Below are 16,980 nucleotides of genomic sequence, written 5' to 3' on the forward strand. Positions count from 1 at the left end.
TAGTCTATTTTATGGTAAGAGTAATTTTATTAATCACAATGCAATACCACTTATTTCTAACGGGGTCAAGAGTAATATGTTATGATTTTATTGATACCTGATTATCAGTTATTATAATGATTGCAAATGAACCCCTTAACCCATTTTCTTATCGGCTGGTCAGCGGCGAATATAGACACCCTTGAAAACCGTGACCGGATATTAGTCACTATCGGCGGAGTCCTGCCTGATATAGATTCCTTCGGCATCATCCCGGAAATTCTTACCGATAAAAAACTGGACTGGTTTTCCCGTTACCATCATATCCTGGCGCACAATATACTGGCGGCAATTGCCGGCTTGATTATTGTCGTTTTACTGGCACGCAAGAAATTCACTACGGGCGCGCTGTTCTTCCTTGCCTTCCATATACATCTATTATGCGATATACTGGGCGGGAAAGGGCCGGACGGATACCAGTGGCCTATCCCTTATTTATGGCCATTTTTATCCGAGCTCCAAATCACTTGGACTCATCAATGGGCATTAAATGCCTGGCCCAATTTCGCCACAACCATATTTTTCATTATTGTGACAATCTGGCTGGCGCGCAACAAAGGATATTCATTCGTCGGCATATTTTCCCGTAAAATCGACGAGCAGATAGTTAAAACCATCCGCAAAAGGCTCACGCAACGCCATTGATTTATATACTTGACCTTTACTCCCTCAAATTGTAGGATAAACCCCCATGCTTAAGAATAAAGACCTCCGTTTAATCGGTCGGCTGTATAAATTTGCCCGGCCGTATACATCGCTGATTATCGTCACAATAATCATGATGCTCCTATATTCGGCACTTTCCACCGCGCCGATTCTGCTATTCCAGCCGTTTACGGATAAAATCGTGATTAAATCTATTGACGTCAAGGAAATCAAACTGCCGTCCGCCAAAACAAGCTGGAATCCTTTCAACAAACTGCTGGAAGGAAAGGACATGAGGGAAACGTTTAACCTGATTACCATGATTTTAATCCCACTTATTCTTCTCCTGGCTTTATTGGATTACCTAAAAGAATACCTTTACCGTTATGTAACCTTCCGGACTCTTATGGACATCCGCAATACCTTGTGCGGGCATATTATCCATATGCCCATCAGGTTCTTTAACGATAAAAAAGCCGGCGACCTGATATCGCGCGTGACCAATGATGTGGCAACGACCCAGAGTTCTTTGGATATCCTGTTCGGCGATATTATCCTTCAACCGACTAAAATACTCATGATATTCATCGGCATGCTGATTGTCGATTACAGGGTGGGACTATTGATTTTAGCCTGCATACCATTTTTCGCCTGGCCGATTCTGCGTATCGGGCAAAGGGTGCGCAAATTCAGGAAAGGCAGCCTTGTTAAATTAAGCGACGTGACCGAATCGATGCACCAGATGTTCACCGGTGTCCGCGTGGTCAAATCTTTCCGCATGGAAGACGAGGAAATCAAGGAATTCGCCAAGGAAAACGAGGGCTTCTTCCGCAAGATGTTGAAAGTCGCCCGCGCCCTGGCATTCAGTTCAGCTTTTGTCCATATTGCCGGCGGTGTTGCCCTGTTACTGGCTACTATCGGAGGAGGATACCTTATAAAATCCGGAATCATGTCCCTGGGAACCCTGGCAACACTGATTGTCTTTATTATGTTCCTTAATGCACCGGTTCGACTGTTTGCCAAATCTATCAATGTCATCCAGGAATCGTTAGCCGGAGCCGAGCGCATCTTTGAACTCATGGAAATGAAACTGGAGGCGGCTGACGAAACCGGAACGATAAAAATAACCTCTCTTTCCCAGGGCATAAAATTCAACAATGTCCATTTCGCCTATGACACTGAATCGGTCTTGAGTGATATCAGTTTTTCGGTCAAGGCGGGCGAAATCGTGGCGATTGTCGGCCCGACCGGCGCGGGAAAATCCACCATGCTCGACCTGATTGCCCGGTTTTACGACCCGCTTGAAGGCTCGATAGAAATAAACGGGATTGATTTAAGGAAAGTTGAGCGCGAGTCGCTTTTGAGCCACATCGCCATCGTCGGTCAGGAAACCTTCCTTTTCAACACCACCATCAAGGAAAATATCAGGTACGGCAAACGCGACGCGACAGACGAGGCGATAATCAACGCCGCCAAGCTGGCGCAAATCCATGATTTTATCTCCGGACTACCTAAAGGATATGATACGGAAATCGGGGAACGCGGAGGAAAACTATCCGGAGGCGAACGCCAACGCATTTCCATCGCCCGCGCCATATTAAAAAATCCATCTATCCTGCTGCTTGACGAGGCGACTTCGTCACTCGATTCCGAAGCCGAACGCCTGGTCCAGAATGCCCTTAATAACCTTATGAAAGAGCGCACCACCTTCGTCATCGCGCACCGGCTCTATACCGTGCAAAATGCAAATCAGATTATCGTCCTGGAAAAAGGGAAAATAGTCCAGCAAGGAATCCATCAGGAACTTATCAGCAAAGAAGGCCTTTATAAGAAATTATACGAAACACAATTTGGGAATACGAGAAGCGAATAGCAAGAATCGGGTAGCCAGGGAATTAATTTTATCCCTCGCTACTCACTACACACTACTCGATACTTAATAGGAGGGCTATCTGTGAGAAGAATTTTGGTAACCGGCGGCTGCGGGTTTATCGGCTCGAATTTTATCCATTATATGCTGAAACGCCATGGCGATATTTCCATCATCAATCTTGACCTTTTGACTTATGCCGGCAACCCGGAAAATCTGAAAGGTATCGCAAAAGACAGAAGATATACATTTATAAAAGGCGATATTGCCGATGGGAAACTCGTGGAAAGCATCCTGAAGCGTAGGGTAGACGCCATCGTAAACTTTGCCGCGGAAAGCCATGTCGACCGGAGCATCCATAATCCGGCGGTATTCCTCGCCACCAATATCCTTGGCACGCAAAGATTGCTGGAATCCGCCATGAAATACCGCGTTTCCAGATTTCTCCAGATTTCGACCGATGAAGTGTACGGTTCGCTTAATCCAAAAGAGCCGGCCTTCACGGAAAAGCATCACCTTGAGCCTTCCAGCCCTTATTCAGCCAGCAAGACCTCGGCGGATTTATTGGTCAAGGCGTATGAAAAAACCTTCGGTTATAAAGCAATCATTACCAGGAGCAGCAATAATTACGGGCCATATCAGTTCCCGGAAAAGGTAATACCATTATTCATCACCAACGCGCTGGAAGGAAAACCCCTGCCCCTTTACGGAGACGGTAAAAATGTCCGCGACTGGATTTACGTGGAAGATAATTGCGAAGCAATCGACCTCGTTCTCCGCAAAGGCAAACCGGGAGAAATTTACAATATCGGAGGACAATGCGAACGGCAGAATATCGAAATCACCAAGACCATCTTGAGTGAATTAGGCAAACCCGAATCGCTCATAAAACACGTCAAAGACCGTCCCGGCCATGACCGCCGGTACGCCCTGGACGTCTCCAAGATAAAAAAGGAACTCGGCTGGGAACCGCTTTACACCTTTGAACAAGGCATCCGTAAAACCATCAGGTGGTACCAGGATAACCGGGAATGGTGGAAACGGGTAAAAAGCGGAGAGTATCTGAAGTACTACAAAAAACACTACGGGTAAATGCTTTTCACCGCAAAGACGCAAAGAGCGCAGAGAAAATCTATTTCTTTCCAACAATCTCCAGATGCCCTGCCGAGCCAAGAAGTGTTTCTTCTGAATTGAGTTTCAGCTCCAACTCCAACAGCCGTTTGAAAGCGTCTTTGTCTTTGAGTATTTCGCTGTTCGCTCTCACCGGCAATACCGGCTTACCGATAAGCGATACCACCTCGAATCCTTTCCGGCTAAACAGGTTCCGCAATTCATCCGGCGTGAAATAATGCAAGAGATGCTGTTCTTCTTCTTTCCGGGTAAACCAGTTGGTCTCGCCGGTTTTCACCAATTTTTCCAATCCATCCAACTCATTCTGTTCTATGAACACCCTAAGCCCGCCGAACCTGTTATCAACCGATGCGATAAATAATCCCTTTGGCTTTAGAATCCGGTAACATTCTTTAACTGCCTTGGGCGGATTATCACAGCATGACAAAGGGTCGCCTTCGGCCAAGACCAGGCTAAACGATTCAGGATTAAAAGATGAAAGGTCGCAGATATCCGCCTTGGCAAAACTAATCTTTCCAGAAAAACCTGCCTCATCCGCTTTTCGCTTTGCCACATCAAGCATCTTCTGGGAGATATCGGCAAGCGTTACTTCAAATCCTGATTTGGCGAGTTTCAGCGCCCAGTTTCCCGTCCCGCCGCCGATATCTAGAATCTTACGACCCTCCAAGCGCGGCAGGTATTTCTTTATATTATTCCAGGTAACGGCATTATAAAATTCCCAGTAGGCGTCTTTGTATGAATCGTCATACTGATGCGCCACCCGGTCATAATATGTTTCACACGAAGATTTATTCATAATCTTGAATCCTTATGGAAATTTTATTATAGTGATAGCGGTGTAAAAATCCACAAATTTAGATGATAAGTTAATAGGTTGATAAGGCGACAAATCTTATCAACTTACAATCTTATTATCGTATAAACTTAACAATGAGATACAAAGGAAATATAATCCGGCCGCCCAGCGAAGCGGACAGTTATCTTCTGCAGATAACCTACGGCTGTTCGCATAATAAATGCGCCTTCTGCGGGACCTACGACCAGAAATTCCGCGTGCGGGCGATGGATGATATCCTGACCGATATCGCCATGGCGCATAAATACATCCCGCATACCCGGCGGGTATTCCTGTGTGACGGCGATGCCATGATTTTGCCCAATAAAAGTCTCGTTCAGATTCTTAAGGCGCTCAACATGGCTTTCCCAAATTTGCAACGGGTCGGCATCTACGCCAACGCCCGCGATATCATAAAGAAATCCGATGCGGAACTGAAAGAACTCTCTGATAATAAACTGACTATCGGTTACCTTGGGTTGGAAAGCGGCAATGACGAAATACTGAAGAGGGTCAACAAAGGCGCCACCGCCGAGGATATGGTCAATGCCGTGCGCAAAGCGCAGGTCAACGGAATCAAGATGTCCGTCATCGGATTAATCGGACTGGGCGGACACGAATTATCCAAGGAACACGCCATCGATACCGCCAAGGCGGTGAATTCGATGAACCCGCGTTACTTCAGCCTCCTTACATTGATGATAGTTCCCGGAACGCCGCTGGCAAAGGACTATGAATCCGGTAAGTTCAAACTGCCCGAAGCGGAAGATATGGTAAAGGAAATAAGACTGGTCGTGGCAAACATGGATACCGAGCATACGATATTCCGGGCAAACCACGCATCCAATTACGCACCGCTGGCCGGCACGTTTAATAAGGATAAGAAACGCCTGCTCGAAGAGATTGATAAGTATCTGGAAGGCGAATACGATTATCGTCCGGAATTCCTGAGGGGATTATAAAACAACAGGATTAAACGGATTTATCCGATTAATCTGTGTAATCTGCGGTTTTATTTCTTAATATACTGCTTATGCATTAGCTGATCGGATTCGTCTTTCAACTCCGAGCAAAATCCGGCATCATTTTCCAGCTTCATAACCGCGTTTCCGCTGATTTTCTGTTCGTTCGCCTTGCCTTTTTCCATCTCCTTCATAAAATCGCTCACCGCATTATTGGATACAAGCTTAATTTCTCCTTTTGCCGGGTTAACGACCGACTCGCTGGCAAAGGCATTGAGCATCTTAGGATAAGCTTTCTTAAGGAGCTTGTTGGAGAGGAACAAATCCACCGAATTGATTTCTCCGTTTAAGACATAGGCAACGCCGATAGCATCAGGGTATTGTTCAAGGAGTTTCCCAAACTCTTTTTCGTATTCGGCGCGCGCCTGTTTCATCTTTTCGTTATCCATCTCCTCGTTAAAGCTGGATGTTTTGGAATTGCTTTCCCCGGTAATTTGGCGGGCTTTTTCTTTATATTCCGCTACATTTGCCCAGACTTCACTTTGTGCTCCTACCTGTATGGCAAGTTTCATATTTTTATCAGCTGCGATATTCGCGCTTGAACCAAACTGGGCATTTCCGGACCAACGGCTTTCTTCCACGCAGAGCGATGGGACATCCACCTTGCCAGAATGGGCGGGAATAACCAGGCTTGCCTGAATGGTTCTATCCTGCTTGCCGCCTTTTACGACATCGCCCACCTGGATAAAGAGCGGCTTATCGGAAAGATTTTCCAGCTGGAGTGTCTGGACAGAGGCGTTTTCCAGCTCGCTCAAAACGACCTTCTTTGTTTCCAGCCCTTCTGCCAAGGTAATGTAATCAGCCGGCGGCTTTAGTTCCGGCGTGGTTCTGGATATGACAAACAGGGTCATGTTTTTATAGGTATGTGGCGCGGAAAAGGAAAGTTCCCCGTAGCCCCTGACTTCCGCGATGAACGGTTTTTGGGCATTTCCGCCCGGCACGTTTCCGTCGCTTTTCATCATCACAGCCAGCATTAACCCCATAACAACCCCAATAACTATGCCCATAAAAATCCCGACAACTATTCCACCTTTATTCATAGATGCCTCCTTTTCTCTGATATATTAGACTACACCAGCGTTGAATTATGCTAAAAAATACGCGGATACGGGGAAAATATATTTAACAATAAACGGTTCGTTTCATTTCTTGTTTTCATCTTCCTTAAACAGGGCGGAAAAATACGATAATGACATTGGTTGCCAAGTTGGATACTCGTCATGGTTGTCTTTTCCGCTTAGTCTTTTCTGGTTATTACCGTCAAGCTCCATGTCATATACATATATTTTCGGAGCGCCGTCCCGGTGTGATTCAAAGACAATCTTAGTCCCATCCGGACTCCATTCAGGGATGATATCAGATTTTTCATTTGGAGTTAATAAAAGCTGATTCTTACCATCCGCGCTTATAACACATATTGTTATCTTACGGTCTCGCTCCGAGTGAACGGCAATTCTGGTTCCATCCGGACTCCAAGACGGATAAACATCATAACACTTCCCTTCCTGGCTTATCCGGGCTAATCTGGACTGGTTTTGCCCATTTGCATCCATTACAAATAAATATATTATATCCTCCTTATTAGAATCATATGCTATATAGGCGATTTTAGTCCCATCCGGGCTCCAGACAGGATGCCGTTCCCAGGAACGTTCTGTTTTAGTCAGCCTGATTAGATTTTCCCCATCTGTATCTATTACGCATATATCGGAAGCATTCCAATGCACACGGGATTCATAGGCAATTTTAGCGCCATCCGGGCTCCAGTCAGGGCTTTCATCAGCGGCATCAGGCGTGCGTGTTAAATTAACCTGGTTTTTTCCGTTCGCGTCTATGAGATAGATATCACAAAGGCCATCCGGCGGTTCTGCCGCAAAAGCAATCTTTGCGCTATCAGGGCTCCAACTGATTTTATCGCCTTCTATTTCGGAGTCGGTTAATCTAATATGATTTCTGCCATCCGCATCTATTGTATTTAGAATCCACTTATCAACAAAGATAGTATAATACTCCGTGATAAAAGCAATCCTGGTGCCATCAGGACTCCAAAAAGCATTACTTTCATATTCATTAGTCGCTGTCAATTTAATCTGGTTTTGCCCGTCTTCATCCATTAGATATATTTTCCTTTTATCGCTATTACGCATAGAACGGAAAGCAATCTTTGGCCTGGTCAAAGGATAAATCTGCCGGCGTATATATTTAATACGCATTCTTATTTCTGATTCGCGGCTTTCGGTTGTTTCATTAAGCGCATCGGCAAATTGTTTTATCTTATGCATAACTTCAGCCTTATCATTAACATTTGCTTTACGATACATCCAAATCAGATTGTCCCCCAGTTTAATCAGTTCTTTTTGTGTCCCTTCGCGAATTTCCCATTCCTCAGCGCTTAATTGCTTGATTAACCCCTTAACTTTACTCTCAAATTCTTGAAGGGGAAAAATCGTTAAGTCGTTTTTACCAGCACATCCAATTATTACCGCCAATACGCAAAGAAAAACAATACTCAATTTATTCATATCCGTTTTATCTGTGTAATCTGCGGCTATAATTTCCTCGAAAAGTATTTCCCTTTCAATCCATCCAGCCCTTTTTCCTGATAATTCTTAAACCATCTCCAGATATTTCTTTTATCCGCTCCCAAATGATTGGCAATCTTTTCCACTGTCCAGCCTTCATTGGAAAGTAGAATACTCTGGATGCGCCTTCTGGCACGCAGACCGCCTGTTTTTAGGACTTCATTACATACATAATTTAGCTTGCGCCCTTTGTTCCGCGGACAGTTTTAGAAACGTTGGTTTTCGCGCCATAAGAGACGTTTTGCTCCTATCTTAAATTTAACCCAGAACTGATTATCGCTATATTTATCCCCGCCTAAAAACGTCACGATTCAATCTCGAATATAACGCATATTAAGCCCTGAAAACGAATAAAATCAACCTAAATCCGCCTTATATTTAAGATAGACTGATTTTACTCCTAACCCTTTATTTAACAATAAGTTATCCCAAATCTAATGGGTACCGCCCCCGCCTCCCCCGGCGCCAAAGACGGCTTATATATATATCAACTTCGCCTTATATATAAACCAAGAGCCTCTTCTATATAAATCAAAGGCTGAATCTATATATACCAAATCATGCGGCTATATAAACCAGCGTTTGGGCCTATATATAACAAATATGGGGCATATATAAACCAAAAGCTGCGCCTATATATATCAAACTTTGGGCATATATAAACCAAAGGCTGAGCCTATATAAAACAAGCTCCGCGCCTATATAAAACAAAGTTTGGGTATATATATATCAACGCCGGCGCTGGGGTATTTTAAAAACTCTGACAGAATAATTCGTTACGGCCGGTAATAGTAATACCAGTCATACTCAAAGGTAATTGATTTCCCTTCCGGAATCGTCGCATCCCAAGTGATTTTGGAAACTGAATTAACCTGATACCACCACCAGGGCCAGCTCCACCAATAATACCATGGATAACTCTCCCTGCCAAAGGAGGTATCCTCCGCAACATTGGAAAGGGTAATCTTGCCGTTTTCCGTGGCCGAATCCACCTTGCCCAAGACATGGCGGGTAATTGAGATATTAACCGGCTTATTCTTGAAATTGGTTACGGTTAATTTCCCGTGCAGGTTTATTTTCGAATACGTGTTGCCGTTAATCACGATATTTTGGTCGCGGCTTAGTTCCGTCTCTTCTTTCTTGGTGTTTAAATCAGTCGCTATCGTAATCGGGACATCCACGGTATTTTTGACCGAGGTATAAGTCATGAGTTGTTGCCCAAGCGGCGTCCCGCCTTTGAAGATAGTCGCCGGTCCGGTCGTCCAGGGGATATCTCCGCTGTTGGTCAGCCGGACGGCGTGCATGCACTTGGCGCTGTTCATCGCGTTCATCATCTGCTGTTGGCGGCCCTGGTCCGTATATTGCCACATTTCCTTTGCCGGCAAAGGCGGTATTTCCCAGGTATAAATATCTTTGTAAGGGACGGTCACTTCCAGGAGTTTCACCACCGCCCGCTCGCCTTTTTTCAGGGTTATTCCCGCTTTGTGGTAGAGGAATAAATCTTCCTGCTGTCCTTCGCTGGGCACTTCCGGCCCGCCGCTGCCACCGCTCATTCCGCTTTCATCAGCCGGTCCGGCGCGTTGCGACATCATCGCATTGGAAAGGTAATCCCTCTCAGTTCCCCGCGCGCCCATTCTTGGCGAGGCGAAATAAGAACTGAGCCGCAAGCCTATTTCCCGCAAAGCAATCGGGGAAATATTCTCCTTCATGATAAAACTGGGAACGCCGACCACCAGCCTCAAATCCGCGTTTTCCAAATCAGCCAGGTCGTTGATAATCGTCCCCTGGAGCGAAACAACGGCTTTACCGTCATCCGTCAATTGGATTTTATAATCCGGAATCCAGCGGATGCCTTTCTGGAAATAAACGAATCCGACCGTGCGGTCTCCGTCCACCGGCTTGCCCTTGCTCACCAGATGCATGGATATTTCGCGCACCTGTTTCGTTTCGTTATGCGTGGTATTGGGGTTTTTATCCGCCAGGGCGATGCTGTGGATGCTTTCACGCTTTATCAGCTTGACGCCGGTCTCTGTTTCCAATATGACAAAAGTAGAAAGCATTTTAGCCTCAGCTTCCTTGCTTTCGCGAATCTGCTGATTGTAAATGTAACGCCCCCACTGGTCATAGTAAGCGGGCAGATTTTCGCTCAATTCGGTTTCCTGTTTGGATTCATGCTGAAGGATGCCGACCAGGATTCCTTCATAAGAGAGAAGAGCATTGTCTTTACCCTGCTCAAAGATAGTCGCTTTTTTGCCCTTATTCGCCTGGACGATTTCATCAAAGTTAAGGCAGGGGCGTGTTTGCTTATCCTCAACAAAACCTGATTTGAGGAAATCGATTTCAGACTTCGTATCGGTAACAAACGCCCAGAACGCGCCCAGGACCGGGACCGGCACAGTGCGTGTCCGGCACCAGCCGTTTTCCACTTTCACCTCGCCCTGAGACATCACTAATGTATGCCCGTCCTTAAAGACGGTGACATCGGTTATTTTCGGGGTAACTTCCGGCGCTTCCGCCATCACCGAAAGCGTCAGGAAAATCCCCACGACCATTGCTAAGACTGTCAACCTTCCTGCTTTTCCCATGTTTTCTCCTTTCATTTTAAGTGCTCTATCTCTTTTACAGTCGGCACCCACTTTTGCCAGTCAGTATCTATCTCGTCTATCTTCTTACCCAATAACTCTTCCACAAACTTAGTCCCGGTTTTATCCGCATCATAGTTATCGCGGAATTTCTTATAGAATTTGGGAAGAATGCCCTGTTCCTGCATATAGAGGCAGAAATACCGCGCCTGGGCATAATTCGTGCCTTTATCCTTATCATAGAATTCGTAATCCGTGGTCTTGAATAATTCCGTAAGCGGAACGAGCTTATTATTGTTATACGCTTCCATCAGAATCGGATAACGCCAGTTAATCATGCCTTTTAAAGAGCCGTCATCGGTGACAGTGCATTGTTCGTAAAGCGAGCCCATGCCCTCATTATACCATGCGGGGATATCCGGGAAATCAGGCGCGACCAGGGCGTGGAACATTTCGTGCACCAGCGTTCCCCCGCCTGTCCCGATATTCATGATAAGGCTTTTGGACGAATCCATATAATATCCGTAAGGAGTCGAAGGCTCTCGCCCTTCGGTCTTTTTGACATACGCCTCGTAGGAAGACGCACCTTCAAAGAGATAAACTTTCAGGATATAATCCGGTTTCTTATCGAAATAGTCCTTATACATTGCCTCTGAACAGCCTTTTATCGTACCTTTCTTGAAGCGGTCAAACTCTCGCTGGGAAATATTGCCTGCGACAGCAAACGGTTCAATGTAATCAACGATATAATCCTTGCCCAGTTCCTTCTTCATCTCGTCTATTACAACAACTGGATTTAGCGGATTAACCGGATTAGGAGTTTCCGCCCCGACAGTCCGTGTCGGGGTCCTGTTGTTAAGTCCCCCATCTGGCTTTGAACAGCCGGAGAAAAATATTACCGCAAAGACGCAGAGGATACAGATAAATGATTTCATATACAAATATAGTATATCCCGATAAAACCCATTTGTCAAGCAGGAATTCATTTTTACAGGGATTTTTATGCGTTCACTTGCCGTCTCGTTAACGTCTCGTCAAAGTCCCTGTTAAACATTAGTTTCAGGGCAAATACAGCCAGAACAACCCAAACGCGAAGAGCCAGGTCAGCCCGACTATAATAATCAGATATTTATAGACTTCCTTAAGGCTGGAACCGAAGTATTGGTTGGTCAGAATCAAGCATAAGTGCACCGGAGAAAGCATCACGCCTGCCAAACCCGATGTATAAAACAGAAAAGCGTGCGGCAGGAGATACCCATTCATTTCAGGCGGAATAAAAGTGGCGGCGATTATCGGATACGCCGTCCCGACAAAGGCAATGCTTAATCCCGTCAAGAGTCCCATAATAAACGGGATGGACATGGTCGCCAGGATACTGTAAAACATGGTGATTTTATAATTCATGCCTTCCTGGAAGAAAGCGGTCAGTTCTCCGGTCAACGTGCTTGCCTTGAGAACCGCCACGAATATCATGACGCCGGCCACCACGGACATCATGATGTAAGTTTCTTTGCGCAGGAAGACAGACCGGATAATCTTTTTTACATCCAACTGCTTTTGTATCAGGGCATTTACTATAACTACAGCTAAACCTGCCAGCAGGCAGTATATTATGTATAGATGTATAGCGGAAAAGAGGACGATTATCAGGATAAAAGGGAAAATATTGACGAATAACCTGCCGAACGATTTAGCCTTGGTAACGGAATTGGTGGGTTTTTTAGGTGTTATTTTTATACCCGGAAAAATGATGAATACTCCGATTAAAAAGGCAATAAAAATGAGCGGCATAAGCGCTATGGAAAACGAATAGAGATTCAAGCCGGAAAGTTTGCCCAGCAAAATCAGCCCGAGGTAAAGATACCAGCCGTATTCCCAGATATGGCGGAACCAGTAATTGATAATCGTCTTTTTGACAGGCGAGACGATGATATTTTCGCTGTTCTTATCCACCAAGGGCGCGGAAAAAAGCGCCCCGCCCGGCATGGGCAGTAGCCCGATGAGCATCGGGAACGCCGTCAGGGTAATCCTCTTTAACCCAAAGGTGTTCGCGACATCTTCGCTCATCTGTGTCATCTGGCCCGAACGGTTCAAGAGCTCCGAAAACCCTAGAATCAATCCGACTATTCCCATAAGGTTCAAGGTATCCGCGTTTATCAGGGCATAAAGCGATGAATCCCCCATATCTTTCCAGCCAAGCCCGAAAGATATTCCGACCACCAGCGCCATAAAAAGAATCGCTATGGTGAAATGGAGCTTCAGGCGCAGGAGAAGAATAAGAAGCGTCAAGAGCAAACATACTTTGATGATAATCATACTAAGAAAACTAACAACAGGATTAAACAGGATTTAACGGACCTGTCTGCGTGCGAACACGCACAGGCAGGAAGGAAAAATCAGTTTAATCCGCTTAATCCCGTTGTTTATCCTTTTCCCACCCTGAGGTCCCGAGACATTCAGGGTCTAGGGATACTTTAATTAATCTATTTCTATTTCATTAGTTGCTGTTCGTCAAGAGATTTGCGTCAATATAATTATCATTTCAAACAGTAAAATTGCTTTGACTAATCAATTAGTTTTATTATAATACTATGCTTTGATTCATACACTTTAAGGAGACGAATTATGGCCAAGTATATTTATTTCTTCGGCAAAGGGAAAACTGAAGGCAACGGCAAGATGAAGGATACGCTCGGCGGCAAAGGCGCGAACCTCGCGGAAATGGCGAAACTCGGCCTGCCCGTCCCTCCGGGATTCACCATCTCCACGGAAGTCTGCCGCTTGTTCTACAAAAGCAAGATGCAATTCCCGAAATTGCTGAAAAGCGAATTCGCCAAATACGTGAAAAAGCTTGAAGACGCCGCCGGCAAAAAATTCGGCGACCCTTCAAACCCGCTTCTGGTCTCGGTCCGCTCCGGCGCCAAGTTCTCCATGCCCGGAATGATGGACACCATCCTTAACTTGGGGCTTAACGACAAAACAGTCGAAGGGCTGGTTGCCCAGACCGGTAACGATAAATTCTCCTATGATTGTTACCAACGGCTTTTGATGATGTTCGGAGATGTCGTCCTGGGAATCGAGCGCAAACTCTTTGAAGCCGTCAGGCAGCCTGTCCACCGGGATACGGTAGAAAAATTCAAGGAGCTTATCCATAAACATTCCGGCAGACCCTTCCCGCAGGACCCGGTAGTCCAACTGGAAATGGCGCGTGACGCGGTCTTCCGCTCCTGGAATAACCCGCGCGCCGTCACCTACCGTAATTTATATAAGATTGACCACAATATCGGCACGGCCATAAATATCCAGACGATGGTGTTCGGCAATAGGGGCAACGACTGCGCCACCGGAGTCGGCTTTACCCGGAACCCGGCAACGGGCGAAAAAATGTTCTACGGCGAATACTTGACCAATGCACAGGGCGAAGACGTGGTCGCCGGAATCAGGACCCCCAGGCCGATTTCAGAACTCGCTAAGGAAATGCCCATACCGGCGAAAGAACTGCGCGATATCACCGCGCGGTTAGAAAAACATTATAAAGACGTTCAGGATTTCGAATTCACCATAGAAAAGAACAAGCTCTATATGCTCCAGACGCGCGTCGGCAAACGCACCGGACTGGCCGCAGTCAGGATTGCCGTTGACATGGCAAAAGAAAAGCTGATTAAACCGGAAGAAGCCGTTAGCCGCGTCGAGCCTTTGCAATTGAACCAATTGCTCCACCCGATGTTTAATCCGACTGAACGCCTGAAATTCAAGGTAATCGCCAAGGGGTTAAACGCCTCTCCGGGCGCGGCCGCGGGCAAGGTTTACTTTGACCCGGATAAAGTGGCTGAAATGGCCGATAAAGGCGAACGGACGCTTTTAGTCAGGAGCGAAACTTCACCCGATGACATCCACGGTATGTATAAGGCAAGAGGGGTTTTAACCGCCACAGGGGGAATGACCTCACACGCCGCCGTGGTCGGACGCCAGATGGGAAAGCCCAGCGTGGTCGGCTGCAGCGCGATTAAAGTGGATGAACATAATAAATTATTGAAAGTGGACGATCTCACCGTGAAAGAAGGCGATTATCTTTCTATTGACGGCGCCACCGGCGAAGTAATGCTGGGCGATGTCCCAACCATGGAATCCGAAGTGATGCAGGTGATTAAAGGCACGCTCGCTCCACGCAAAGCGCCTCTTTACCAGTATTTTGACCAGATTCTCAAATGGGCGGACGGCATCCGCCATCTTAAAATCAGGGCAAATGCGGATATACCGCGCGACGCCCAATATGCCATGAAATTCGGAGCTGAAGGCATCGGTTTATGCCGGACAGAACATATGTTCTTTGCCGAAGACCGCCTGCCTATCATGCAGGAAATGATTCTGGCAACGAATTTAAAAGACCGACAGAAGGCGCTTGATAAGCTACTGCCCCTGCAACGCGCTGATTTCAAAGGACTGTTTGAGGCGATGAGAGGCTATCCGGTAACCATACGGACGATTGACCCGCCGCTCCATGAATTCCTGCCCAAAAGAGAGGAATTGATGGTGGAAATAGCCACTCTTAAAGCTAAGAATTGTTCCTCAGATGAAATCAAGAAGAAAGAAAAGCTCCTAGCTCGGGTAAACGAGCTCCACGAGTTTAACCCGATGATGGGACACCGCGGATGCAGGTTGGGAATAGTATATCCGGAAATTACCTCCATGCAGGTACGCGCCATATTGGAAGCGGCCACCGAGGTGGCGAAATCAGGCAAAACAGCACTCCCGGAAATAATGATTCCTCTGGTCGGGCACATCAATGAATTCAGGAACCAGGCAATGATTGTCAATAAGATTGCGGAAGAAGTGGCCAAAGAAACTCTCTTTAAGGTGAAATACATGATCGGGACGATGATAGAAATCCCGCGCGCGGTGGTTACGGCTGATGAGATTGCCAAAGAAGCGCAGTTTTTCTCTTTCGGCACGAACGACCTGACCCAGATGACCTTCGGATTTTCGCGCGATGACGCCGGAAAGTTCATACATTATTATGTGGATAACAAGATTCTACCCAATGACCCGTTTGTCACCCTTGACCAGGATGGCGTGGGCAAATTAATTAAAAAAGGAACGGAAAAGGGCAGGAGCGTCCGGGCCGATTTAAAGGTCGGCATCTGCGGCGAACACGGGGGCGACCCGGAATCCGTCATTTTCTGCCACTCGGCGGGATTAAATTACGTAAGCGCCTCGCCTTTCCGCGTACCGATTTCGCGTTTAGCCGCGGCCCATGCGGTCCTGCGTGAAAAAGGCAAGTAAAAAGCAAGGAATTGACTTGACCCCGAAATACTGCTTTCTGTTTTGATTGCAGTAATTTCAACAAATCTATTACCTGCTATTCCGATTATCCGTCAAAGTGGCATTAGAATTACCAGACATTTTTATTGTCCTATAGCATGCCGGCATGCTATATTCCACACTCAGTGAACACGAAACCATTGCTGGCTGTTTTCGGGGCGATTTTATTATGGAGTTTTGTAGCGGCTTTCAGCTATCTCTTGGCGGGAGTGCCGCCGCTTTTTCTTACCGGTGCGGCTCTTTTCCTAGGCGGGATATTCTCACTTCCCAAAGCACGACTGTGGACATGGAACCGGCGTTTTATCCTGGCCGGAGTAATTGCTCTTTTTTCCTATCACTTTATCCTGTTCCTCGCCATGCGAACAGCCAATCCGGTTGAATGCAATATCATTAATTATCTCTGGCCGCTTTTCCTTGTCCTTCTGGCGCCGTTATTTGAAAAAGGCCTCGGCTGGACTTTCCGCCATCTGTTAGGAGGAATACTCGGCTTTGCCGGGGCGTTCATTGCCATATATAATCCATCGGATAAAATACTATCCGCATTCCATTACGGCTATATCCTTGCCTTTGGCGCGGCAATAATCTGGCCCGTCTATTCGCTTTACCTTAAGCGCTTTCCTCTTGTTTCCTCATGGACCATGGGACTGGTCTGCCTGATTACAGGGCTCGTTTCGCTCGCCGCTTCGTTTACCTTTGGAGAAGCAATAGAAATAAGCGGGAAGAATATTTTATATCTTATCATATTCGGGTTAGGTCCTATGGGATTTTCATTTGCCCTCTGGGATTATGCCCTGAAAAATGCCGACCCCCGCAAAATAGGGACGCTTTCTTATCTCACGCCGATATTAAGCACCTTTTGGCTTACTTTAGCATCAGGCAATGAACTAAGCATAATGTTAGGTTTAGCCTTGTTTTTAGTGGTAGTCGGAGCGGTTTTGGGAAGAAGATAATT

General features: G+C 46.3%; 13 protein-coding genes. 6 read left to right on the forward strand and 7 right to left on the reverse strand.

What is annotated here, in order from left to right; genetic code table 11:
- The first annotated feature begins 126 nt into the window (after positions 1–126).
- The 3 genes from HY811_00195 to rfbB all read left to right on the forward strand — a co-directional run bounded on the left by HY811_00195 (position 127) and on the right by rfbB (position 3,646).
- The gene (locus HY811_00195; protein ID MBI4833231.1) at positions 127–684 is read left to right on the forward strand and encodes a metal-dependent hydrolase; all 558 of its coding nucleotides are present in this window, start codon (positions 127–129) and stop codon (positions 682–684) included.
- A gap of 46 nt (positions 685–730) precedes the next feature.
- Positions 731–2,557, forward strand: a complete 1,827-nt coding sequence (locus HY811_00200) for an ABC transporter ATP-binding protein (protein ID MBI4833232.1) — start codon at positions 731–733, stop codon at positions 2,555–2,557.
- An 81-nt stretch (positions 2,558–2,638) separates the two neighbouring features.
- Positions 2,639–3,646: a dTDP-glucose 4,6-dehydratase gene (gene rfbB / locus HY811_00205; protein ID MBI4833233.1), complete on the forward strand. Its 1,008-nt coding sequence runs from the start codon at positions 2,639–2,641 to the stop codon at positions 3,644–3,646.
- 40 nt (positions 3,647–3,686) lie between these two features.
- Here rfbB and HY811_00210 read toward each other — a convergent pair whose 3' ends face one another.
- Positions 3,687–4,481 (reverse strand): class I SAM-dependent methyltransferase, encoded by a 795-nt coding sequence (locus HY811_00210; GenBank protein ID MBI4833234.1) that lies wholly within the window; start codon positions 4,479–4,481, stop codon positions 3,687–3,689.
- A 134-nt stretch (positions 4,482–4,615) separates the two neighbouring features.
- On the opposite strand from HY811_00210, the gene HY811_00215 reads away from it, so the two are divergent.
- On the forward strand, positions 4,616–5,482 hold the full coding sequence (locus HY811_00215; GenBank protein ID MBI4833235.1) for a radical SAM protein: 867 nt from the start codon (positions 4,616–4,618) through the stop codon (positions 5,480–5,482).
- 50 nt (positions 5,483–5,532) lie between these two features.
- Here the strand turns inward: HY811_00215 and HY811_00220 are convergent, their stop codons facing one another.
- From HY811_00220 to HY811_00245, 6 genes are all read right to left on the reverse strand, one after another.
- Complete coding sequence (locus tag HY811_00220) at positions 5,533–6,582, reverse strand: hypothetical protein (GenBank protein MBI4833236.1); 1,050 nt, start codon at positions 6,580–6,582, stop codon at positions 5,533–5,535.
- A gap of 102 nt (positions 6,583–6,684) precedes the next feature.
- Entirely contained in the window at positions 6,685–8,064 is a 1,380-nt protein-coding gene (locus tag HY811_00225) for a PD40 domain-containing protein (GenBank protein MBI4833237.1), read from the reverse strand.
- Positions 8,065–8,090: 26 nt separating this feature from the next.
- Entirely contained in the window at positions 8,091–8,264 is a 174-nt protein-coding gene (locus HY811_00230; GenBank protein MBI4833238.1) for a helix-turn-helix domain-containing protein, read from the reverse strand.
- A gap of 636 nt (positions 8,265–8,900) precedes the next feature.
- The gene (locus HY811_00235) at positions 8,901–10,709 is read right to left on the reverse strand and encodes a hypothetical protein (protein MBI4833239.1); all 1,809 of its coding nucleotides are present in this window, start codon (positions 10,707–10,709) and stop codon (positions 8,901–8,903) included.
- Between the two features lie 11 nt (positions 10,710–10,720).
- Complete coding sequence (locus HY811_00240) at positions 10,721–11,641, reverse strand: hypothetical protein (protein MBI4833240.1); 921 nt, start codon at positions 11,639–11,641, stop codon at positions 10,721–10,723.
- A 124-nt stretch (positions 11,642–11,765) separates the two neighbouring features.
- Positions 11,766–13,022, reverse strand: a complete 1,257-nt coding sequence (locus tag HY811_00245; GenBank protein MBI4833241.1) for a DUF401 family protein — start codon at positions 13,020–13,022, stop codon at positions 11,766–11,768.
- A 306-nt stretch (positions 13,023–13,328) separates the two neighbouring features.
- Between HY811_00245 and HY811_00250 the strand changes: the two genes are divergently transcribed.
- Together HY811_00250 and HY811_00255 are read left to right on the forward strand one after the other, a co-directional pair.
- A complete protein-coding gene (locus HY811_00250; GenBank protein ID MBI4833242.1) occupies positions 13,329–15,989 on the forward strand; it encodes a pyruvate, phosphate dikinase in 2,661 nt (886 codons plus the stop codon).
- 164 nt (positions 15,990–16,153) lie between these two features.
- Positions 16,154–16,978, forward strand: coding sequence for an EamA family transporter (locus tag HY811_00255; protein MBI4833243.1), 825 nt, complete (start codon positions 16,154–16,156; stop codon positions 16,976–16,978).
- The last annotated feature ends 2 nt before the right edge of the window (positions 16,979–16,980 follow it).

The sequence above is a fragment of the Planctomycetota bacterium genome (genome assembly GCA_016207825.1).
Lineage (GTDB): Bacteria > Planctomycetota > MHYJ01 > JACQXL01 > JACQZI01 > JACQZI01.